This window comes from Bacillus sp. FSL H8-0545 (genome assembly GCF_038006105.1).
Taxonomy (GTDB): Bacteria; Bacillota; Bacilli; order Bacillales; family Bacillaceae_G; genus Bacillus_A; species Bacillus_A cereus_U.
Genome location: NZ_JBBOUO010000001.1, coordinates 1,770,565 through 1,791,011 on the forward strand (window position 1 = coordinate 1,770,565; position 20,447 = coordinate 1,791,011).

Sequence of the window (20,447 nt, forward strand, 5' to 3'; positions counted from 1 at the left end):
GATGAGAGTATGACTTCAATTAAAGTTCACTGTTTAGTGAGTTGTTTTTGTGAAATTATAAAAAGGCGTAGCGATATAGATTTCCGTCCATTTTATTTCGGATTATGGGATGGAGATTTTGATATAACAGAAGGTGGGGTTATTTCTTATCATTCCGAAAACATTAACCATGATAACTACTTACTCTGGTATGAAAAATTGTATGGTATTAAAGTGAACGAATGGTACGATCATTCAAAAGATAAAAGTAGCAATGTAGAAACATTTTTAGAATTAGTAGAAAATAAGCCGGAAAATCGTTACGTAATTGTAATGGTTGATATGTCTTTATTGCCAGAGAGAGAAAATAAGTTTCATCAAAAACCGTTTCCGCATTACTTAATGATATCGAAGACAGAGAAAGAAGATGAATGGTTCATGCTTGATCCTGATTTTCGCTGGGAAGGGAATATGGAAAGAGAAAAAGTGCTCCATTCTGTTAAAGATAATCCATTTGGTGGAGGTTATTTCATTGATATAGAAGGAATTCAGGAGCCAACACAAGAGATGGTAGAAAGTTATTTCATGGAAACATTCAAAAAGAATGATAACAAACTAACTATGGAATTAAAAAATTTAATAATAAAAATGGTAAATGAAGAGGATGGGTATTCACTTTCCAGGCTCGTAACGGCAGTAAAGCAAATACCCGTATTGGCAATACGTAAATATAGCTATGAACATGCCTTTGCATACTTCCGTGAAACTCTACAATATTCGGAGCAAGAATTTGATTATTGGTGTGATCGAGTGGAAGACATTGTACAAGGATTTACAAATGTACAGTACCGCGCAATCAAAATGGTAATGACAAACGATAAAGATATGTTAATCCCAATTGTTGAGAAGCTTAATGAAATGAATACAATTGAACTGCAGATTAAGGATGAATTAGAGAAACAGTTTCTGTCATGGAAAGACATGATAACAAGTCAGTCTGTCTTAACTAATACAAGTTCATTGAATATAAGATAAGGGAGTTCAAACCAATGAAATATTCGCTATGTACAATTTCATTTCGCCATCAACTAATTTCATTTACTGATATTGTTCAATTTGCATACGAAAACGATTTTGAAGGAATTGAGTTGTGGGGGACCCATGCACAAAATTTATATATGCAAGAGCGTGAAACGACAGAACGAGAAATAGATTATTTAAAGCATAAAAATTTAGAGGTCACGATGATAAGTGATTACTTGGACATATCATTATTAGCAGATTTTCAAAAAACGATGGGAAAATGTGAACAGCTGGTAACACTAGCTAATTGGTTTAATACAAATAAAATTCGTACGTTTGCCGGGCAAAAAGGTAGTGAGGATTTCTCGGAACAAGAGAGAAAAGAGTATGTGAAGCGAATTCGCATGATTTGTGATCTATTTGCTCAGCACAATATGTATATACTATTAGAAACACATCCAAATACGTTAACGGATACTTTGCCGTCTACTTTGAAATTGTTAGAAGAAGTAAATCATCCATATTTGAAAATAAACCTCGATTTCCTTCATATATGGGAGTCTGGTGCAGACCCTATAGATAGTTTCCAGCGACTAAAGCCGTGGATACAACATTACCATTTTAAGAATATATCATCAGCGGAGTATTTACACGTGTTTGAACCAAATAATGTATATGCCGCTGCTGGAAGTCGTATAGGAATGGTTCCATTATTTGAAGGTATAGTAAATTATGATGAAATCATCCGGGAAGTGAGAGATACTGATCATTTTGCTTCGCTTGAATGGTTTGGGCATAATGCGAAAGATATATTAAAAGAAGAAATGAGAGCATTAACAAGTAGAAAATTAGAAGTAGTAACCTCATAAGATGAAATGATGTAAGAGTCTTGTTTAAGAGACTCTTTTTTTATGGAATGAATAACCAAAAATTACCATGTATTTAATTTCGGATTTGGTACAATTTAATATATATAAGGAGGTGATCGGTAATGGCTAGAAATCGTAACGCTAATCAATTAGCATCACATGGAGCACAAGCAGCTCTAGATCAAATGAAATATGAAATTGCACAAGAGTTTGGTGTACAGCTTGGGGCTGATACTTCTTCACGTGCAAACGGTTCTGTAGGCGGTGAAATTACAAAGCGCCTTGTAGCGATGGCAGAACAACAGCTTGGTGGCGGATATACTCGCTAAATGTAGAAGGTTATAGGAGAAAGGAAGGATTCTTCCTTTCTTTTTTATTTTCAATTAATTGGTATGGATATATTGTGAACAGGATTCAAAGAATAGGAGTAATGCTATATTTTACCCAATTTCTTTTGTTGTAAATGGAAAGTAGTAAAGATGAAATAGCCTTGGTGGAATGTAAACATAATTTCCAGCAGGGCTATTACATGGTAAGAAATATATGATGAAAGGTTCCGAAATCAACATGTTAAAAAAAGAAAACTGTTGTTTAATTGCACTTGCATCAGTTCCACTTGTTATGACGTTAGGTAATTCAATGCTTATTCCAATCCTGCCAACCATTGAAAAGAAATTACATATTTCATCTTTCCAGGTATCCATGATTATTACAATTTATTCTATCATTGCAATTATACTTATACCGATTGCTGGTTATTTATCAGATAGATGGGGACGGAAGATGGTAATGGTTCCAAGTTTATTAATTGCAGCTATTGGAGGAGCGATAACGGGCTGGGTATCATGGAAAGTTGATAACCCTTACGTTTGGATTCTTATCGGAAGAGCAATTCAAGGGATAGGAGCTGCGGGTGCTATGCCAGTTGTCATACCATGTGTAGGTGATTTATACAAAGATGAAAAACAGGTTAGTGCAGGTTTAGGAATCATTGAGACGTCAAATACATTTGGAAAAGTATTGAGTCCTATATTAGGATCAGCTCTTGCAGCTATTGTATGGTTCTTACCATTTTGGGCGATTCCAGTTTTATGTGTAATATCGATTGTTTTATTACTGGTACTAGTAAAGGCGAAGAAACAAGAAGAAGAAGTCCCACCACTTAAAGAATTTATTCAATCTATTATCTCTACGTTTCGAGAAAAGGGAAGATGGTTAATTGCCATTTTTATACTAGGTGCAATTATTATGCTTATTTTATTCGGAATACTTTTTTATCTGTCAACTATACTGGAGTCGAAGTACGATATTCATGGTATATGGAAAGGGTGTGTACTCGCTATTCCTTTACTTGTACTATCACTTAGCTCATATATGGCTGGTAAAAAAATTGGAGATAAACAAGATATTATGAAAAAGTGTATCTATATTGGATTTTTACTGGCTGCTGCATCTGTCTTCTTACCTTTATTTCTAAAAGGAATCTATTTGCTACTTCTTTGTCTCGTTATTATGGGGGGAGGAATTGGTATGGCGTTACCGTGTCTAGATGCTCTTATTACACAAGGGATTGAAAAAGAGCAGAGGGGGACAGTTACGTCATTTTATAGTTCAATGCGATTTATCGGTGTAGCAGCTGGACCACCCATGTATTCTTTTTTTATGAAAGGGGCGGACCATGAAGTATTTTATTTAACAAGCATCTTCGCTGCTATTGGTGCGGTCATAGCAATTATTTGGATTAAACCAGCAAAAGATACAATGATGGTAAAACAGAAGCCGGAACCAACGTCATAATCCGAAAGAGAATTGCATGTTAATTACACAACATGCAATTCTCTTTAATTAGTTAGGAAAAATAACTTGTTTTAACATATAAAGTGCGACTCCCCATATGATTAGCCCTGAAAATTTATTTAATACTGTAATCGTTTTTCCTGTCGAGTCTAATCCTTTTAGAAATTTTCCAGCAAAAGCTAAACTAATAAACCAAATCCAAGAAACTATAATTGTTGCAAAAGTGAAAGCCCATTTCTCACTTCCTATGTACTGTATAGAGTTTGTTCCGATTACACCAATTGTATCTAAAATTGCGTGTGGATTTAGTAATGAAACCGATGCGGTGAAAATAATTTGATTTTTTAAAGGCATGCTTTTTTCTTGCTTTACATCATTTGAAGGATCGCTTCTCCAAATAACCCAGCCCATATACATAAGAAAGAAAAATCCAATCATATACAGAGTGGTTGTTAACCAAGAAAAAGTAAGGAGTACAAGGGATACACCTTGTACAGCAATTAATATTAATAATGTATCACATATAGATGCAGTCAAGACTACAGGAGCAGCTCGCCAAATATTTGGTTGACTCGCGCCTTGATTAAAGACGAAAACATTTTGGACACCTAATGGAATGATAAGACCAAATGCAAGGATGATACCGTGAATAATTGCTTCACTCATCATATTACCTCCTACTTAATGTGATTAGTTATGATAGTGTATATTGTATAGAAGAAATGAAAATTTGTATCCATCCATATGGTTGGATAGGTTACCAACCATAAAGTATGTGAGGTGATATAGTGGAAAGGCTCGTTTGGAAACCTAATATGTCTTCGCCTATTCCTTTATATAAACAAATAGAATCTTATATAAAAGAAAGAATTGTTAATGGGGAATGGACAGTTGGAACTAAATTACCTTCACAAAGAGATTTGGCGCATACGTTTGAAGTGAATCGAAGTACAATTGTAATGGCTTTCGATGAATTAGTAGCAAAAGGGTATATTGAGGGGAATGGCCGGAAGGGAACAATTGTTATAAATAATAGTGAGAGTACTTCTACATATGCCCCGCCTCCAAACTGGCAGTCTTATGTAGAAACAGGACTTCATTATCCGAATCTTCCTGCTGTACAAGAGATTAATCAAGCTGAATTTACTCCCAATGTAATTCGATTAGGAACAGGTGAACTTTCACCGAGTCTCTTGCCTGAGAAAAAGATGAAGGGTATTATTAGTAAAATTTTACAATCAAATGTTACACTTGGGTATGAGGAACCGAAAGGAAATCTCCATTTAAGAAAAAAAATTGCGGAATATTTAAAAGGGCATGGGGTATATGTATCTCCTGACTCTATTTTAATTGTTTCGGGGGCAATTCAAGCACTGCAACTTATTTCTATGGGTCTTCTTCCGAAAGGAGCGTCAATTTTATTAGAAAAACCATCATATTTATATTCGCTTAATGTATTTCAATCAGCAGGAATGCGCTTGATTGGAATACCAATGAATGAGAATGGTATAAATACTTCATATATTACAAAATATAAGAAACAATTTAACGCATCTATTTTATATACAATCCCATCTTTTCATAATCCGACCAATTTTAGTATGAACGCTAAGAAGAGGAAAGAAGTGATGGAGATATGTAATGAAATTGGATTGCCTATTATTGAGGACGCGGTATATCAAGATTTATGGTTCGATGCACCAGTTTCAAAGCCTTTAAAGGCATATGATAAAAATGGTATCGTGCTACATATTGGAAGTATGTCCAAAGTCATTAGTCCTGGTTTAAGAATTGGATGGGTTGTTGGATCAGAATCCGTTATTCAAAGATTAGCAGATATAAAAATGCAAACTGATTATGGTTCAAGTTCTATATCCCAGCAAATTGCAGCGGAGTGGTTTGAAAATGGATTGTATGATGAACATTTACAGTTTGTAAGAAGTGAATTGAAAAAACGTAGAGATTTTATGATAAGTATGTTAGAAAAGTATTGTAGTGGCATTGCAACTTGGCATGAGCCAGTAGGAAGCTTTTACATTTGGCTACATATAAATCTACCAATTTCGAATCGTAGTTTATTTGACAAAGCTTTGCAAGAAAAGGTGTTATTAAACCCAGGCACTTTGTATGATAGAAGTGCTAACCAATTTTTACGTCTTTCTTATTCATATGCAACTATAGAAGAAATTGAAGTTGGAATAAAAAAGATCGCGCAATTAATTAAAGGGTAAAAGGAGAAAACCATGAAACAATATGTGATTTGCCAAATGATTGATGGAGATAAATATTTAGCTGCTTATGCGGAAACAAAACAGGATGCAATTGAAAAAGCAGAATTATTAGGGTTAAGAACTGGAAATCGTTACATAGTAATTACCGCAGAAGAAGCAGAAGGGTTAACTTATCCTTAAATAATGGGAGAGTACATAAGAAGTAAATAAGCCTAATAATGTACTATATTATTAGGCTTATTTACTATTAAAGTGTGATAGGGAAAATAATATAATTATGAGTCAAGTTGACGGAAATACCGATTTGTTTTTCGATCCTGATTTCCGTCTCTATATTCATCAACATATTGCCTGAAGTTCCAAGATTGTAAAAATTTATTAGCGGCATTATAACCAGAGTTATAGAGCCATTCTTTCTCTACTTTAGTTAATTGAAAATTAGTACTTGTAATGGTTCCTGTTGGAATTGTAATAGTTCTAGCCTTCGATTCTTTATCTAAATGACGTAAATCATGAGCTTGCATCATCGTTTTAAATAGTCCTTTGAACATGGAAATAGGTTCTTCATAGTGGGCGGGATCAGCTTGAATCTCATCTTTTACAAAATGAAATCCAAAGGTAGGCCAGCGAGGAGAAGTCGGTGAATCGAAAATCCAAATTGGATAATTACTTAAAATACCGCCGTCAACCATATAACAAGGTTGTTTCCATTTTGGTGTTCTCCATTTCACTGGTTCGAAGAAGAAAGGAATGGTTCCACTCATTCTTACTGCTTTAGCGATAGAGAAGCGATAATTTAAAAATCCGTAGTTTGGCAAGTCATCGGGAAAAATAACCATTTTACCATTGCTTATATCTGAAGCGATAATTTTGAGTTTATTCAAATCGGATAAGTCTGTAAACAAATGAATTCCTTTTTTTCTAAGCAGGTCTTCTAGCCATTCTTCGAGAAATACATTTGAATAAATACCTAGAGTAGACCAAGCGTTTAATCCTTTACCAATAAAGGGGATTCTATCAAGAAAAGTTTTTTTAGTGAATTTTTCATAATCAATGTCTGTTACAATAGTTTTTAATTCGGAACAAGAATATCCTGCTGCTAGAAGAGCTGCAATAATAGCGCCGGCTGATGTTCCAGCTAAACGTTCCCATTCATAACCTTTTTCGGCTAACGCGCAAATTGCCCCTACATGAGCAATTCCGCGTACACCGCCTCCCTCGAAAACACCATCAATCTTCATTAAACATACTTCCTTTCAGATGGGAAATTTGAAAATGGCAAAAAAGCACGTATTGTACGCGCTTTTTTACAATAGTTTTTAAGTTTACTAGCAGCCTACAAAGCCGCCCCAACAGCTAGCTCCAATGATGATTAGAAGGATAAATAAAACGATTAATAAAGCGAAACCTCCATAACCGCAACCACCACCGCAACTACCGCCGTAACCGTAACCACCGCCGTAACCACCGCAACTATATCCGTAACCCATGTGGAATTCCTCCTTATATTAAAAGTGAAAATGAACGAGGGAAAGTATACTGTAAGAAATTATGAGATATCATGTTTGTAGGAACAATGTATACTATGCTCTTTTAAACTTGTTCGCGTACGAGGGAAGAGCCCGTTTTTTCTTGAGCTTGTTGAATTTACAATGAATGAAGTATAATCTTTGTGCTATGATACAAATAAGTATGTAAATGTAAGGAGAATTTATGGAACAGAAAATTGAAGTATTAATTGATAAATATGAACTAACACATTTGAAACAGGAGCTTGTAAATACTATATTTCCTTGTATAAAAGTTGTGCCAAAGGTGCAGGAGACAATCGGAAAAGGTAGTTCAAAAATGGGCGGAGTTCCTGATTTGCCAAATACATTTGAATATCCAACATACAAAGAGAATCCGTTACGTTTTATCGCACAATTTAATTTAAGTGATTTACAAAACGTTGGTATGGATCACAATCTTCCTAAGACAGGGATGTTATATTTCTTTAGTATTGAAAATTACTTTGAAGAAGATGTAAATCCAAACGAAGCGGGACGTGTGCTTTATTATGATATCCCTGTAGAGCAATTACGTAGAGCAGATGAAGTTCAGGGGGAATTTAATCAATGTGCAATTTCATTTGAACTGACGTATAAATTACCTGAGCTTTTCATTGAAGATGAGGCGGATTCAGATCGTTTCTTGCAATTACTTGAAGAGCTAATCCCAGACAACTATGATAATCATCAAATGTTTGGAGAACCATTCTCTGTACAAGATGAGGTATTGTATGAGACTGGACAATATATGGGAATAGATCCACAGCATATGACGCTCTTATTCCAAATTGATTCAGATACTAAAAATTGTAATATGATGTGGGGAGATTTAGGGATGCTTTATTTCTGTATTGGAAATGAAGACTTGAAAAATCGCCAGTTTGAAAATACATGCTGTGTGTTACAAACTTGCTAAAAAAAGGGTTGTTCTTTTTCTAAAAGAACAACCCTTTTAAAAATGTTAAATATGCATAATCTCATATGACCTATTTTGAAAAGTATTGTATACTCTGAAACTATACGATACTTTTTCGTATAGTTATAGAATGTAAGGAGTGACAAGATGAGAAAGACAAATAAGTATGGGACAGTTGCCCTGCTTTGTTCAACAATTGTAATGGGTGGCTTACACGCGTCGTCTGTATCTTACGCAGCTACGAAATCGACTGTAGTTACTACACAATCAGATGCTAAATTATTAAATGATTTTCGAAAAGAATTAAAAAAACATATTGATAATCGAGATGAAAATATTACAATCGCATATAAAACAAAAGATAGAAATGCTAGAGATGTTATGGACCAATTATACAAAGAATATAATAAAATTGTAGATGCTGATGAGTATGTAAAATATAATGTAGCGTCTACTAAATATTCTATAAAAGGGATGCCTGGGAATTATACATTTACATTACAAGTGAAGTATCGTGAATCAAAAGAGCAAACACAGTATGTAAAGTCTCAGGCGAAAGCAATTGTAAATTCTATCATTAAACAAGGCATGGATGAACATGAAAAAGTGAAAGCTATTCATGATTATGTTGTGAAACAAGTATCATATGATACGTCTTATCAAGCATATACAGCGTATGAAGCGTTAGCGAATCGTTCTGCCGTTTGCCAGGGATATACATTGTTAACATATCAATTACTAAAAGAAGCAGGTATTCAAAATCATATTGTAACAGGTACAGGGAATGGACAAGCTCATGCATGGAATTTAGTGAACATTGATAATAAGTGGTACCACCTTGATACTACATTCGATGATCCGGTGCCAGATAAAGCTGGGCGCGTAACATATTCATATTTTAATATGTCTGATGACCAATTAAGCAAAGACCATGAATGGGATCGGAGTAAATATCCAGCGGCAACTACAAGTTACTTCAACGAATTAACAAGCAAAATAAAAGCCGGTAGTTCAAAAACTGCTGTATATGAACAAATGTTAAAAGAAACAAATTTAAAGTATTTATCTGCACAATATGGAGCGGAAAATTACAATGAGTTTAAGAAAAAATTACAGCAACAATTTGCTTCCAAGCCAGAAAAAGTAGAAGTACGATATAAGCAGTCAATGGATGGAACGATGCAAGATATAAAGACAGTATTAAATGAAATAACTTGGCCAAAAGGTGCAAAGCGTGTATCTTATCAAGTTGCGCCATATAGTGCAATGACAGGTTATTCATTAGCGACAATTACATTTACGTATTAATGAAAAAGAGCATCTTTAAAAGGTGCTCTTTTTGCGTTTGATTATAATTATAGTGACTATTTAGAATCGTGTGATAAAATGATTCTAAATAGAGGATGTGATAGCTGAATGAATTTGTTCGAAAATAATATATATGCATTGATATATTTTTGTCTAGTAATCGGGCTTATCGTTTTGTTTTTTGTATCATTTACTCTGTTTATTAAAAGATTATTGCAAAACAACACTATGAAAAAACAACATGTGATCAATATGAATCAGAAGTTAGATCGGATTATTGAATTGCTTGAAAAAGATAAAAAAGAATGATGGAAGATGGATAAAAAGGAGAAGCAGATGGCGAATTATATAAAGGAATTACGTGAAAAAATAGGGCATGATTATGTTATTTTGAATTTTGCAGGTGGTTGTGTGTTTAATGAATTTGGTGAAGTGCTTCTGCAAAAAAGAGGAGACTTTAATGCTTGGGGATTTCCGGGTGGCGCAATGGAAATCGGGGAATCTGCGGCAGAAACTGCGATTCGAGAAATTAAAGAAGAAACAGGATATGATGTGGAAATTGATGAGCTCATTGGTGTGTATACGAAATATTTTCAAACATATCCGAATGGAGATCAGGCACAGGCAATTGTAATATTCTTTAGGTTTTCAATCGTTGGAGGGAACAAAAAAATAGACGGTGATGAAACATTAGATCTGAAGTTTTTCCCGTTAGACAAAATGCCGCCATTGTTTAATAAACAACATGAAGATTGTTTGCAGGATTTATTAGAGAAAAGAGTAGGGGTATTTCGTTAATATATAGAAAAAGAAGCTAATTTCCATTTAGCTTCTTTTTCTATATAATTTACTTCCACCAATCATCAAACATAGATGCTGGGACTTGTCTTTTATGTTCACTCACTTTGTAACGCTTCTCGATCTTTTCAGCAACGTCAGCTGGAACGGATTTACCTTCTAAATAGTCATCTAATTGATCGTAAGTAATACCTAATTCTGTTTCATCAGCTTGACCTGGTTTTTCATCTAATAAATCAGCTGTTGGCATTTTTAAGTAAAGTCGCTCGTCTGCACCTAACTCTTGTAATAAAGCACGTCCTTGGCGCTTCGTTAAACCTGTTAATGGCAATAAATCTGCACCACCATCTCCGAATTTTGTAAAGAATCCTGTTACAGCTTCAGCCGCGTGATCAGTTCCGATAACAAGTAATCCTTGTTGTCCGCCGATTGCATATTGTGTAACCATGCGAATACGTGCTTTTACGTTTCCTTTATTGAAATCTGTTAATGATTCACCTAATAAGTTTTCATATTGATTTGAGAAGGAATCAACAGTTGAAGCGATATCAAAAGCAACAGATTGATCAGCTTGAATAAATTGTAATGCTAATTGTGCATCATCTTCATCTTTTTGTACTTTGTACGGAAGACGTACGGAGATAAATGTTGCGTTACCACCTTCATTACGAACTTCTTCGACTGCAAGCTGCGCTAAACGTCCTGCAAGTGTAGAGTCTTGTCCGCCGCTAATTCCAAGTACAAATCCTTTAGCACTTGTTTTTCTTACATAATCCTTTAAGAAATCAATTCGTTTACGAATTTCTACTTTCGGATCAATTACAGGTTGAACATGTAATGCTTTCATAATTTGTTCTTGTAATGTCATTATGTTTTCCTCCTATTCATATTAAAGCGGTAAATAAGTTTATATGTATATTGGAACATACTTCTATCCTTTATTATTTCGCAAAACTAACGAATATACAATAGAATGCGTGTATGAATATGAATGAAGTTATTATAAAAAAATTGTTTTGTATAAGCAATTTTTTTAAACCTTTCAATAATGTAAGGTTTTTGTCATTTGAATCGATGGAAGGTATTTCCGTACTTTACTAATATAAAAGCATAGTTAGTAGAAGGGCGGAGAAGTAGTATGAACATTAGAGAACTCGCATTTCGAAATGTAACGCGAAATAGACGAACATACTCAGCTTATTTTTTGAGTAGTGCATTTGCCATTATGGCTTTTTTTGTGTATTCATTTTTTGCGTTCCATCCGGCATTAAGTGCTGGACAATTAGGACAGTACGTATTCGTAAGTATGTCTTTTGCACAGTCTATTATTTACTTGTTTACATTTTTCTTCATTTTATATTCTATGGGAATGTTTTTAAAAACGAGAAAACGTGAGCTAGGGATATTAATGATGCTTGGAATGACGAAATATCAATTAAAGCGTCTTATCTTCTTTGAAAATATCATGATTGGAATAGGGGCAATTATTTTCGGGATTCTTTCAGGTATGCTGTTTTCAGGAGTACTAATTTTTGTAGCCCCAATGATATTAAAACTAGATATTTCCTTATCCTATTACATACCGATGAAAGCGATAGTTGTAACGAGTATTATGTTTTTCATATTATTTATTATCATTTCCTTATTTAGTGCCGGAATGGTTCGTAAAAATAAAATTATGAAATTGTTTAGAGGATCAGCAGAGGCGAAGCCAGAACCGAAAGCATCAATTATTTCTTCTATATTAGCAGTAGTATTGCTTAGTGCTGGTTATGCAGGCGCTCTTATGTCACATGGTGCAATGGTATTTATTATGATGATTCCTGTTACAACGGTAGTCACTATCGGTACGTATTTGCTGTACAAGCAGTTGAGCGTCTTTATTATTCGATTATGTAAAAAAAGTCAACGTTTCTATTGGACACAGACAAATATTATTACTTTGTCAGATTTAGCATACCGTATGAGAGATAATGCAAGGATGTTCTTTATTGTAACAATTATTTCAACAGTAGCATTTTCAGCAATAGGTACATTGGTTGGGTTTGCTTCGATGACGAAAGAAATTATGGACAGACCAATTGCGTTTCACTATCATTCTAAGCAAGGTAATAGCAATGAGTCACAGCATCTGAAGATTATTGACGAAGGATTAAAGAAACATAATATAGCAGCTTCAAAAATAAATATTTCATCGAAGACAACGGAGGAGCAGTCGTTAAGAAACGCCAGTTTTATAAAAGAATCAGATTATAAGGAGTATGCGAAGTTAACGGGGGAACCGTTCAATACTTTATCAGACAAAGAAGCCTTATTTCTATCAGTAGAAATACCAGGGCCACCGATAAAGGAAAGAAAAGAAATTTCTTTCCAAAATGCCAATGAGCCCTTAAATGTGAAAAAAGTTAATGATTCTTCACTAAGTAAAATACTTATGGGTAATGTGTATGTAATCTCTAAAAATCAATATGATTCATTACAAGATGGATTTAAAGAAGAAAAAGATTATATGTATAAAACAAAAGGAACGAAAGATGAAATTGAGGTTGGTAAAGAGCTTACGAATCAGATTAAGCCTTATCAAGAACATGCAACGTTTAGTGCAGAAGAGTACGATCAAAATCAAAGTTTACAAATCGCAGGACCCATTTTATTTGTAGGTTTCTTTATTGGTATTGTATTTTTCGTTTGTGCAGGAAGCTTCCTTTACTTCCGCTTATTTTCTGATTTGGAGGACGATACTCGTTTATTTGAAATGATTCGAAAAGTTGGATTGACGAGAGGCGAATTATCGAAAGTAGTCACAATCCGCTTAGCGCTTTTATTCTTCGTTCCAGTTGGAGTTGCAACATTACACGGGGCAGTAGCATTAACTGCGTTAGGACAGATGTTTGAGTACTCACTGTTTAAAGAAAATACAATTGTATTAAGTATTTTTGTAAGTATTCAAGTTGTATACTTCTTAATTATACGATCTCGTTATTTAAAACAATTGAAAGAAAGATTGAATATTCGTTAAATGTGTTTTTTTAACTTTTGTACTATATTTTCTAAAAAGAGTAAGCCATTACCAAATATATAGTGATAAAATGAAAATAGCGAGGTGAAAAAAATTAATAGAGAGTAAGGGGGGAGTAACATGAAAGCAACAGGAATTATTCGAAAAGTAGATGAATTGGGACGGTTAGTTATTCCTAAAGAATTACGAGATGTATTAGGAATACAAATTAAATCACCACTTGAAATTTTTGTAGAAGAAGACAAAGTCATTTTACAAAAATATCAACCTTACAATGCTTGTCAAATAACAGGTGATGTTTCAGACCAAAATATTTCATTAGCAAATGGAAGCATTACTGTTAGTATAGAAGGCGCAAAACATGTAATAAAAGAAATTGAGCAGTTTTTGAACAAGAGTGAGATTTAGTCTTAATTTATTATTCTTTTGAAAAACTGAAAAAGAAAAGGACCATAATCGGTCCTTTTCTTTTGTTTATTGAGAAATATTTGAGAGGAAGGGAAATGGAACGAATAAAACGAATGTTAAATCTAAACGTATTCAATAGTGGTCTGAAATGAAAATAATACATTTTCAGGAGGGATTACGATGAATAGTAGTACAGCGAATAAACAAAAAGGCATTAAATTAATTCCGTTTACTGTAAATAAAGTGGTTGAGCAAGTAAATGAAATTCCACCAGGTGTACAACTGATTCATGCTCCGCAAGTATGGGAAAAGAGTGCGAAAGGGAAAGATATTGTCGTTGCCGTTTTAGATACAGGTTGTGATATAAATCATGTAGATTTAAAAGATCGTATTATTGGTGGGAGAAATTTCACGAAAGATTATGAAGGTGATTCGAAAATTTATCTTGATAATAATGGCCATGGTACTCATGTAGCAGGGACAATCGCAGCAACCGAAAACGGAGTGGGTGTATTAGGTGTAGCACCACTTGCTAAAATGTTAGTTTTAAAAGTATTAGCTGGAGATGGTTCTGGAAGCTATGAGCAAATTATCGAGGCCATTCATTATGCTGTAAATTGGAGAGGACCGAATAAAGAGAAAGTGAGAATTATTTCAATGTCACTTGGTGGCCCGCAAGATGTACCAGAGTTACATGAAGCTATTCAAAATGCGGTAAAACAAGACGTACTTGTCGTATGCGCTGCTGGAAATGATGGAGATTGTAACGATGATACTTCAGAATTAGATTTTCCAGGTGCTTATTCTGAAGTAATTGAAGTAGGTGCTGTTAATTTAGAGCGGAAAATTTCATGCTTTAGTAATTCAAATCAAGAAATTGATTTAGTAGCGCCGGGTGATGAAATACTGTCTACGTATCCAGAGGGGAAATATGCAGTATTAAGTGGTACTTCAATGGCGACGCCGCATGTCGCTGGGGCGCTAGCACTTCTCATAAAGCAGTGTGAGAGAGAGTACGGTAGAAAATTATCAGAGCAGGAAATATACGCGCAACTTATAAAAAGGACTGTACCTTTAGGGTATGAACGTACATCTGAAGGGAATGGATTAATAGATTTGCTAAAAGAATAGGAATTATTAAAAACCATCTCATATTCATATGAGATGGTTTTTAGTATGGTTCTGTAGCGTTTAATACAACATCTAATAAACCGGGGAATCTAGCATTTAAGTCTTCTTCACGAATTGAAATGAAACGTTGTGGAAAATAGTTTAAGAAGATTACAGACAGAGTATATTGATTTATATTATTTACATTTTACAAACTCTGAAACAAGTTACATAGATTCAATTGGAGAACTGATCCGTTTAAAAGAAGAGGGGAAAATCCGTTCAATTGGGATATCAAATGTAAATGTAGAACAATTAAAAGAGGCGAATCAATATGGAGATATAGATGTTGTACAATCGCCTTACAATATGTTGGATCGCACTGCAGAGGAAGAACTATTACCGTATTGTATAGAAGCTGGTATTTCATTTATACCGTATGGACCTCTTGCCTTTGGAATATTAGGTGGTAAATATACAGAAGATTTTAAATTGAACAAAGTCGATTGGCGCCAAAGTGTAAATCTATTTGAAGAAAATACATATAAGAGTAACTTTAAGAAAGTTGAAAAGTTAAAAGACTTAGCTAAAGAAAATAATATTGAAGTATCTCATTTAGCCTTAGCATGGTTATTAAACAAAAAAGGAATTGATACTGTTATTCCTGGCGGAAAGCGAGTAGCGTAAATAAGAGAAAGTGTTAGAGCAGTGGACGTTTTATTGAGTGAGATGGATATGAAGAAAATCAAATCTATATTAGAGGAATAATAGAAAAGAGGGGTATTACCCTCTTTTCATATATAAGGAGATGGCAAAAATGAAAGGGAGTTGCACCATAGAAGCGTTCTAAAGAAAAAGCACTGTTTTAGCTAAAACAGTGCTTTTCTCTTTGATTGCACAGTTGCTGCATTTTCATCATGTATGCCTGCTTCTTCAGTAATTCGTTTTTTTACTTTATTTAATAGATGGTCTACTGCTTCACCAAAATAATTAGCTTCGCTTTTTGTGCGGGCTTCTCGTAAACATTTATAGTTTTCTAGCAGTTCCTCTTTTTCGGAGTTTGTTAAGAAATCTTCTATTTTCTTTTTTGTCATACGAAACACCCTTTCTTCTGACAAACGACGCAATAGAAAATATTTATTTTTCATTATAACAATAATTTTTAAAGAAAGTATAGATTAACGTCGTAATAATTTGTCAATTTCTTGAATTTTCTCATCAGCTTTCCCAATTTGTGAATTTTTAGCCTGTTCACCACCTAGAGCTTGATGAAGTAAAAATGTTTGGCCTGAAATAGCGGTTACAATAGATACTTTTATAATTTCTTTAATTAAGGTGACATCGAATAAAACAAGTCCAAGAAGTGCAGCTAGGCTACCGGTAAATATATCGGTTAAAAACCCAAAGTGGAAAAACGTTTTTAAACGGCGTGGAAGCAATAACTTACCTTGGTTATTGATCAGATGGGAAACGAAGCCAGTAACGCCACCAACAAGAACAGCAGTTAGCCATTGATACATTTCCATCGAATCCACTCCTTTTAGTGAATAAGATTCGTTTACTAAATATATATTCCTTTTTAAATTTTATATAAGCATATTGAGAAAGTTTGTTCTGGCTAATTGCTTGTTCAATTTAATTATAACAGAAAAATCTGATATATTTCAGTCTATTATATGAAGCCTTTTTTCATTAATATGAATTCAGAAAGGGGTGCGTGAAATGTATATAGATTATCGAATAAGAAGTGTAGATGGTTATACAAAAAATATAGGTGAACTTGTAAGTATGATGGAGCATACGCGGGCAGTAACATTACAGGAAATAGATGATTTAGCAGTGGAGCAATTGGATTTAATAATGCCGAGTGGTGAGAATTCAATTGGTGCTTTACTGAAGCATATAGCGGCTATAGAAAAAGTCCATCAGCTTATTTCTTTTCAAAATCGTGATTTTACAAAAGAAGAATTAGAAATATGGGAAGATGCAATGTATTTAGGGGAAGCGGGGAGATCTATCCGTGGTTATGAAATACAGTATTATGTACAACTTTTACAGAAAGTTCGAGATGAAACAATAGAGTGTTTGAGACAACAGGATGATGAATGGCTAATGTCAGAAAGAAAGTGGCCTAATGACGTAGCGTATAATCAGCACTACCTTTGGTTTCACGTGCTAGAAGATGAAATTAGTCATCGTGGACAAATTAAAATGTTAAAAAACAAGTTATTTGAAAATTATGTTAAATAATGTAGCTTTTTAATGAGATATTCCATATAATGAGAGTAATTAAAATTAGAACGGAGTGATGTATTATGGCGAATATGACTGATATGAATAATAAATCAAATACAAAGGTGGATGGAAAGGGCGATATTATATAAGATAGTTCGCAATCCTTCCACTTAGTACAAACTAGGGAGGATATTTATTTGAATCAAAATATTTTAGAATCGTTCGGCTGGGATTCATTTTTTGAAGAGCAAGCTGTAGAGAAGAATTATGAAGTAGGGCGTATTTTACTTGAGCATAAGCATATATATCGGATTATTTGTAGTGACGGTGAATATATGGCAGAACTGTCTGGGAAGTTTCGGCATGAAGCGTTAACGAAGGGGGATTATCCGGCAGTTGGTGATTGGGTGTATATAAAGAAAATAGAAAATGAGAAAAAGGCAATTATTCACCGTATTTTTCCGAGAAGAAGTTCTTTTTCAAGACAAGAAGCTGGTAACAGAACTGAAGAACAAATTATCGCAACAAATGTAGATTATCTATTTTTAGTGAATGCACTTAACCATGATTTCAACGTAAGAAGGATGGAACGTTATTTGCTGGTGGCTTATGAGAGCGGTGCAATGCCTGTTATTGTTTTAACGAAGAGTAGTTTATGTGAAGATGTGGAACAGAAAATTGCAGAAACTGAAGCGGTAGCAATCGGTGTTCCGATATTTGTTGTTGATAGCTTAGTGTACGTCGGAATAGAATCATTGCAACAATTTGTTTCACCAGGAAAAACAATTGCTTTAGTTGGATCTTCAGGTGCAGGGAAATCTACTTTGTTAAATGCATTAATAGGAACAGATGTAGCAAAAACCGGAGATATACGTGAAGAAGATAGTAAAGGAAGGCATACGACAACTCACCGTGAATTGTTCCAATTACCGAGTGGCGGTTTAGTAATTGACACGCCTGGTATGAGGGAACTTCAGCTTTGGGAAGGAAGCGCGGCAATTCAAACTACATTTTCCGATATTGAAGATCTTGCAAATACTTGCCGCTTTCGAGATTGTAAACATGAAGGTGAACCAGGATGTGCAGTGCGAAGTGCTATAGATAACGGAACTATACCCGTAGAGCGCTTACTAAGCTATAAAAAACTGCAAAGAGAATTGGCATATGTTATGAGAAAACAAAACATTATTCTGGCAAGAGCGGAACGAGATAGATGGAAAAAGGTTTCTAAACAACATAAAAAAATGTAAAAAACCAAAGGGCTTGTTCCTTTGGTTTTTTTGTATTTGTAAATTTTATAATAATGTTATTCGTATATATAGACAAAAGAAATTAATTTGTTTAAACTTTACAAAGTGTTCATCAAAACAAGTTATAAAAATAGAAACTAAGGAATGGAATATATTCAAAATTAGCTCTATTTAATCTTTAAAGCTTAATATTGAAATGCAGGAGGTTTATAATGAGTAAACTAGTAAGTTGGTTTAGAGATATGAAAGTAGCAAAAAAGCTATTAATTTCATTTTTTGTTATATTAATTGCGGCAGTCTCTATTATTGGGGGCATGTCGTATCAAACAGCTAAAAAGAATTTTGAATCACAAATTATGAGTAGCGCTCAGGATAATATAAAAATATTGGATAATTTAATCAATCAAATGATTGAAGCGAAATTCAACGATGTAAATAATTTTGCACGAGTGATTCATAGTGATATGTATCAAGGAGATAATCAGGATGAACTAAGAAAAACATTATCCCAATATATTAGTTTGAACAAAGATGTAGAACAAGTGTATGTTGCTGGAAACGATAAAAAATTTGTACAAGAACCAAATATACAAATGGCAGCAGATTATGATCCAACAGCGCGTTCTTGGTATAAAGATGCAGTGAATAAGCAAGGTGGAATTGTTGTCACTGAACCATATAAGGCACAAGGAAATGGACATATTGTCGTAACAATCGCAAAACAAACTGAAGATAAAAATGGTGTTATTGCGGTAGATTTAAGTTTAGATAATTTATTAAAAACAACAAAGTTAATCAATATTGGTAAAAAAGGCTATGCTTTCATTTTAGATGGAAAACAAAAAATAATTGCTCACCCTCAAGAAAAATCGGGTGACAAGGCAGATGATTCTTGGGGAAAGAAAATATACGAAGATAACCATGGCACTTTTTCATACACTTATGGTGGTAGTGAAAAGAAAATGGTATTCGCGACAAATTTAAAAACAGGTTGGAAAATTGCGGGGACGATGTATTCAAATGAAGTAGTTGAAGCTGCTCAACCTGTATTTTATAATATGTTAATTGTAATGTTTATTTCATTAGTTGTAGGCGGAGCGCTTATTTATTTCGTGACACTTTCTATTACCAAACCTTTAAAACAATTAGTTGTCACTTCTAAAGAAATAAGCGAAGGGGACTTAACTCAAACGATTCAAATACATTCAAATGATGAAATTGGACAACTTGCTAAAGGTTTTAATGAGATGACACATTCACTACGTACATTAATTGGAAGAATTAATACTTCAGCAGGGCATGTTGCAGCTGCATCTGAAGAGTTAACAGCAAGTGTGAGACAAGCGAGTGAAGCGACTGAACAAATTACATCAGCAATGGATGAAATATCAAGTGGTGCAACGACGCAAACAGCAAGCGTAGAAAATGGTGCTATGTTACTGTTTGATGTAACAGAAGGGATTCAGCATGTAGCAAATAGCTCATCATCTATTAATATTGCTTCTGCTCACACTCGCGAAAAAGCAGAAGATGGCGGCAAGCTAGTTGGAAAAACAGTAAATCAAATGCAATCTATTGCGGAATCTGTTTCACAGTCAGATGCTGTTATTCAGTTGTTGAATAACAAATCAAAGCAAATTGCTGAGATTTTACAATCTACAAATGAAATTGTTGATCAAATTAAAACGATGGTTGAAACGGCTAATGGAATGTCAAAAGGTGCAAATGAAGTATCCATTTCAGTTGGCCAAATTGCAATGACAGCACAAAATAACGCGACGAGTACACAAAGTGTTGCAGCGTCAGCTGAGGAGCAGCTAGCTTCCATGGAGGAAATTGGTTCTGCAGCTGGTACACTAGCTCAAATGGCTGAAGAGTTACAAGTATTAATTGAAAGATTTAAAGTATAAAAAGGGGAGGCTGTCTCAAAATAGCATTAGTGTTATTAGAGACA

At 34.2% G+C, this 20,447-nt stretch carries 22 protein-coding genes and 2 pseudogenes; 17 read left to right on the top strand and 7 right to left on the bottom strand.

Translation table 11 applies throughout. The annotated features are described in order from the left end of the window. Positions 1 to 9 precede the first annotated feature (9 nt). From MHI07_RS09305 to MHI07_RS09320, 4 genes are all read left to right on the top strand, one after another. Positions 10 to 1,014 (top strand): DUF6005 family protein, encoded by a 1,005-nt coding sequence (locus MHI07_RS09305; RefSeq protein WP_002158240.1) that lies wholly within the window; start codon positions 10 to 12, stop codon positions 1,012 to 1,014. A gap of 14 nt (positions 1,015 to 1,028) precedes the next feature. After that, a complete protein-coding gene (locus MHI07_RS09310) occupies positions 1,029 to 1,871 on the top strand; it encodes a sugar phosphate isomerase/epimerase family protein (protein WP_340823248.1) in 843 nt (280 codons plus the stop codon). A 122-nt stretch (positions 1,872 to 1,993) separates the two neighbouring features. Continuing rightward, on the top strand, positions 1,994 to 2,200 hold the full coding sequence (locus MHI07_RS09315) for an alpha/beta-type small acid-soluble spore protein (protein WP_000113539.1): 207 nt from the start codon (positions 1,994 to 1,996) through the stop codon (positions 2,198 to 2,200). Between the two features lie 238 nt (positions 2,201 to 2,438). Next, complete coding sequence (locus tag MHI07_RS09320) at positions 2,439 to 3,668, top strand: MFS transporter (RefSeq protein WP_340823250.1); 1,230 nt, start codon at positions 2,439 to 2,441, stop codon at positions 3,666 to 3,668. A 48-nt stretch (positions 3,669 to 3,716) separates the two neighbouring features. On the opposite strand, the gene MHI07_RS09325 is transcribed toward MHI07_RS09320, so the two are convergent. Next, positions 3,717 to 4,334 (bottom strand): LysE/ArgO family amino acid transporter, encoded by a 618-nt coding sequence (locus tag MHI07_RS09325; protein WP_016104587.1) that lies wholly within the window; start codon positions 4,332 to 4,334, stop codon positions 3,717 to 3,719. A 122-nt stretch (positions 4,335 to 4,456) separates the two neighbouring features. On the opposite strand from MHI07_RS09325, the gene MHI07_RS09330 reads away from it, so the two are divergent. Continuing rightward, positions 4,457 to 5,899 (top strand): aminotransferase-like domain-containing protein, encoded by a 1,443-nt coding sequence (locus MHI07_RS09330; protein WP_340823252.1) that lies wholly within the window; start codon positions 4,457 to 4,459, stop codon positions 5,897 to 5,899. Between the two features lie 12 nt (positions 5,900 to 5,911). Continuing rightward, entirely contained in the window at positions 5,912 to 6,079 is a 168-nt protein-coding gene (locus tag MHI07_RS09335) for a DUF3933 family protein (protein WP_000816387.1), read from the top strand. A gap of 95 nt (positions 6,080 to 6,174) precedes the next feature. On the opposite strand, the gene MHI07_RS09340 is transcribed toward MHI07_RS09335, so the two are convergent. Both MHI07_RS09340 and MHI07_RS09345 read right to left on the bottom strand, forming a co-directional pair. After that, a complete protein-coding gene (locus MHI07_RS09340; protein WP_340823255.1) occupies positions 6,175 to 7,140 on the bottom strand; it encodes a patatin-like phospholipase family protein in 966 nt (321 codons plus the stop codon). A gap of 87 nt (positions 7,141 to 7,227) precedes the next feature. Beyond that, complete coding sequence (locus tag MHI07_RS09345; RefSeq protein ID WP_002012392.1) at positions 7,228 to 7,389, bottom strand: YjcZ family sporulation protein; 162 nt, start codon at positions 7,387 to 7,389, stop codon at positions 7,228 to 7,230. 223 nt (positions 7,390 to 7,612) lie between these two features. Here MHI07_RS09345 and MHI07_RS09350 point away from each other — a divergent pair, with 223 nt between their 5' ends. The 4 genes from MHI07_RS09350 to MHI07_RS09365 all read left to right on the top strand — a co-directional run bounded on the left by MHI07_RS09350 (position 7,613) and on the right by MHI07_RS09365 (position 10,471). Next, positions 7,613 to 8,365, top strand: a complete 753-nt coding sequence (locus tag MHI07_RS09350; protein ID WP_002158233.1) for a YwqG family protein — start codon at positions 7,613 to 7,615, stop codon at positions 8,363 to 8,365. Between the two features lie 147 nt (positions 8,366 to 8,512). Then, positions 8,513 to 9,673: a transglutaminase domain-containing protein gene (locus MHI07_RS09355; RefSeq protein ID WP_340823258.1), complete on the top strand. Its 1,161-nt coding sequence runs from the start codon at positions 8,513 to 8,515 to the stop codon at positions 9,671 to 9,673. A gap of 108 nt (positions 9,674 to 9,781) precedes the next feature. Next, a complete protein-coding gene (locus MHI07_RS09360) occupies positions 9,782 to 9,982 on the top strand; it encodes a DUF4083 domain-containing protein (protein WP_215581385.1) in 201 nt (66 codons plus the stop codon). Between the two features lie 27 nt (positions 9,983 to 10,009). Continuing rightward, positions 10,010 to 10,471, top strand: coding sequence for an NUDIX hydrolase (locus MHI07_RS09365; protein ID WP_002158230.1), 462 nt, complete (start codon positions 10,010 to 10,012; stop codon positions 10,469 to 10,471). A gap of 49 nt (positions 10,472 to 10,520) precedes the next feature. Here the strand turns inward: MHI07_RS09365 and nadE are convergent, their stop codons facing one another. Then, positions 10,521 to 11,339 carry an ammonia-dependent NAD(+) synthetase gene (gene nadE, locus MHI07_RS09370; protein ID WP_340823261.1) on the bottom strand — a complete coding sequence of 273 codons (819 nt, stop codon included), beginning with the start codon at positions 11,337 to 11,339 and terminating at the stop codon, positions 10,521 to 10,523. 270 nt (positions 11,340 to 11,609) lie between these two features. Here nadE and MHI07_RS09375 point away from each other — a divergent pair, with 270 nt between their 5' ends. The 3 genes from MHI07_RS09375 (at position 11,610) to MHI07_RS09385 (ending at position 15,029) form a co-directional block, all read left to right on the top strand. Beyond that, positions 11,610 to 13,490 carry an FtsX-like permease family protein gene (locus MHI07_RS09375; RefSeq protein WP_215581387.1) on the top strand — a complete coding sequence of 627 codons (1,881 nt, stop codon included), beginning with the start codon at positions 11,610 to 11,612 and terminating at the stop codon, positions 13,488 to 13,490. A gap of 120 nt (positions 13,491 to 13,610) precedes the next feature. After that, entirely contained in the window at positions 13,611 to 13,898 is a 288-nt protein-coding gene (locus MHI07_RS09380) for an AbrB/MazE/SpoVT family DNA-binding domain-containing protein (RefSeq protein ID WP_340823264.1), read from the top strand. 180 nt (positions 13,899 to 14,078) lie between these two features. Beyond that, complete coding sequence (locus tag MHI07_RS09385) at positions 14,079 to 15,029, top strand: serine protease (RefSeq protein ID WP_340823266.1); 951 nt, start codon at positions 14,079 to 14,081, stop codon at positions 15,027 to 15,029. A 40-nt stretch (positions 15,030 to 15,069) separates the two neighbouring features. On the opposite strand, the pseudogene MHI07_RS09390 reads toward MHI07_RS09385, so the two are convergent. Continuing rightward, a pseudogene (locus MHI07_RS09390) lies at positions 15,070 to 15,159 on the bottom strand (transcriptional regulator); the annotation flags it as partial. On the opposite strand from MHI07_RS09390, the pseudogene MHI07_RS09395 reads away from it, so the two are divergent. Beyond that, positions 15,153 to 15,776: pseudogene (locus MHI07_RS09395) on the top strand (aldo/keto reductase); the annotation flags it as partial. The pseudogenes MHI07_RS09390 and MHI07_RS09395 overlap by 7 nt on opposite strands. Before the next feature lie 101 nt (positions 15,777 to 15,877). Here the strand turns inward: MHI07_RS09395 and MHI07_RS09400 are convergent. Then, positions 15,878 to 16,102, bottom strand: a complete 225-nt coding sequence (locus MHI07_RS09400; protein WP_002158225.1) for a hypothetical protein — start codon at positions 16,100 to 16,102, stop codon at positions 15,878 to 15,880. 84 nt (positions 16,103 to 16,186) lie between these two features. Next, entirely contained in the window at positions 16,187 to 16,534 is a 348-nt protein-coding gene (locus tag MHI07_RS09405) for a DUF4257 domain-containing protein (RefSeq protein ID WP_002158224.1), read from the bottom strand. A 196-nt stretch (positions 16,535 to 16,730) separates the two neighbouring features. Between MHI07_RS09405 and MHI07_RS09410 the strand changes: the two genes are divergently transcribed. The 3 genes from MHI07_RS09410 to MHI07_RS09420 all read left to right on the top strand — a co-directional run bounded on the left by MHI07_RS09410 (position 16,731) and on the right by MHI07_RS09420 (position 20,403). Beyond that, positions 16,731 to 17,258, top strand: a complete 528-nt coding sequence (locus tag MHI07_RS09410) for a DinB family protein (RefSeq protein ID WP_340823269.1) — start codon at positions 16,731 to 16,733, stop codon at positions 17,256 to 17,258. A 182-nt stretch (positions 17,259 to 17,440) separates the two neighbouring features. Beyond that, positions 17,441 to 18,493 carry a ribosome small subunit-dependent GTPase A gene (rsgA, locus tag MHI07_RS09415; protein WP_340823271.1) on the top strand — a complete coding sequence of 351 codons (1,053 nt, stop codon included), beginning with the start codon at positions 17,441 to 17,443 and terminating at the stop codon, positions 18,491 to 18,493. Positions 18,494 to 18,705: 212 nt separating this feature from the next. Continuing rightward, a complete protein-coding gene (locus MHI07_RS09420; RefSeq protein ID WP_340823274.1) occupies positions 18,706 to 20,403 on the top strand; it encodes a HAMP domain-containing methyl-accepting chemotaxis protein in 1,698 nt (565 codons plus the stop codon). Positions 20,404 to 20,447 lie beyond the last annotated feature (44 nt).

Bases quoted from the DNA above. Each gene is read 5' to 3' on its own strand.
- MHI07_RS09305 (WP_002158240.1), top strand. From the start codon at position 10: ATGACTTCAATTAAAGTTCACTGTTTAGTGAGTTGTTTTTGTGAAATT.
- MHI07_RS09310 (WP_340823248.1), top strand. From the start codon at position 1,029: ATGAAATATTCGCTATGTACAATTTCATTTCGCCATCAACTAATTTCA.
- MHI07_RS09315 (WP_000113539.1), top strand. From the start codon at position 1,994: ATGGCTAGAAATCGTAACGCTAATCAATTAGCATCACATGGAGCACAA.
- MHI07_RS09320 (WP_340823250.1), top strand. From the start codon at position 2,439: ATGTTAAAAAAAGAAAACTGTTGTTTAATTGCACTTGCATCAGTTCCA.
- MHI07_RS09325 (WP_016104587.1), bottom strand. From the start codon at position 4,334: ATGAGTGAAGCAATTATTCACGGTATCATCCTTGCATTTGGTCTTATC.
- MHI07_RS09335 (WP_000816387.1), top strand. From the start codon at position 5,912: ATGAAACAATATGTGATTTGCCAAATGATTGATGGAGATAAATATTTA.
- MHI07_RS09340 (WP_340823255.1), bottom strand. From the start codon at position 7,140: ATGAAGATTGATGGTGTTTTCGAGGGAGGCGGTGTACGCGGAATTGCT.
- MHI07_RS09345 (WP_002012392.1), bottom strand. From the start codon at position 7,389: ATGGGTTACGGATATAGTTGCGGTGGTTACGGCGGTGGTTACGGTTAC.
- MHI07_RS09350 (WP_002158233.1), top strand. From the start codon at position 7,613: ATGGAACAGAAAATTGAAGTATTAATTGATAAATATGAACTAACACAT.
- MHI07_RS09355 (WP_340823258.1), top strand. From the start codon at position 8,513: ATGAGAAAGACAAATAAGTATGGGACAGTTGCCCTGCTTTGTTCAACA.
- MHI07_RS09360 (WP_215581385.1), top strand. From the start codon at position 9,782: ATGAATTTGTTCGAAAATAATATATATGCATTGATATATTTTTGTCTA.
- MHI07_RS09365 (WP_002158230.1), top strand. From the start codon at position 10,010: ATGGCGAATTATATAAAGGAATTACGTGAAAAAATAGGGCATGATTAT.
- nadE (WP_340823261.1), bottom strand. From the start codon at position 11,339: ATGACATTACAAGAACAAATTATGAAAGCATTACATGTTCAACCTGTA.
- MHI07_RS09375 (WP_215581387.1), top strand. From the start codon at position 11,610: ATGAACATTAGAGAACTCGCATTTCGAAATGTAACGCGAAATAGACGA.
- MHI07_RS09380 (WP_340823264.1), top strand. From the start codon at position 13,611: ATGAAAGCAACAGGAATTATTCGAAAAGTAGATGAATTGGGACGGTTA.
- MHI07_RS09385 (WP_340823266.1), top strand. From the start codon at position 14,079: ATGAATAGTAGTACAGCGAATAAACAAAAAGGCATTAAATTAATTCCG.
- MHI07_RS09400 (WP_002158225.1), bottom strand. From the start codon at position 16,102: ATGACAAAAAAGAAAATAGAAGATTTCTTAACAAACTCCGAAAAAGAG.
- MHI07_RS09405 (WP_002158224.1), bottom strand. From the start codon at position 16,534: ATGGAAATGTATCAATGGCTAACTGCTGTTCTTGTTGGTGGCGTTACT.
- MHI07_RS09410 (WP_340823269.1), top strand. From the start codon at position 16,731: ATGTATATAGATTATCGAATAAGAAGTGTAGATGGTTATACAAAAAAT.
- MHI07_RS09420 (WP_340823274.1), top strand. From the start codon at position 18,706: ATGAGTAAACTAGTAAGTTGGTTTAGAGATATGAAAGTAGCAAAAAAG.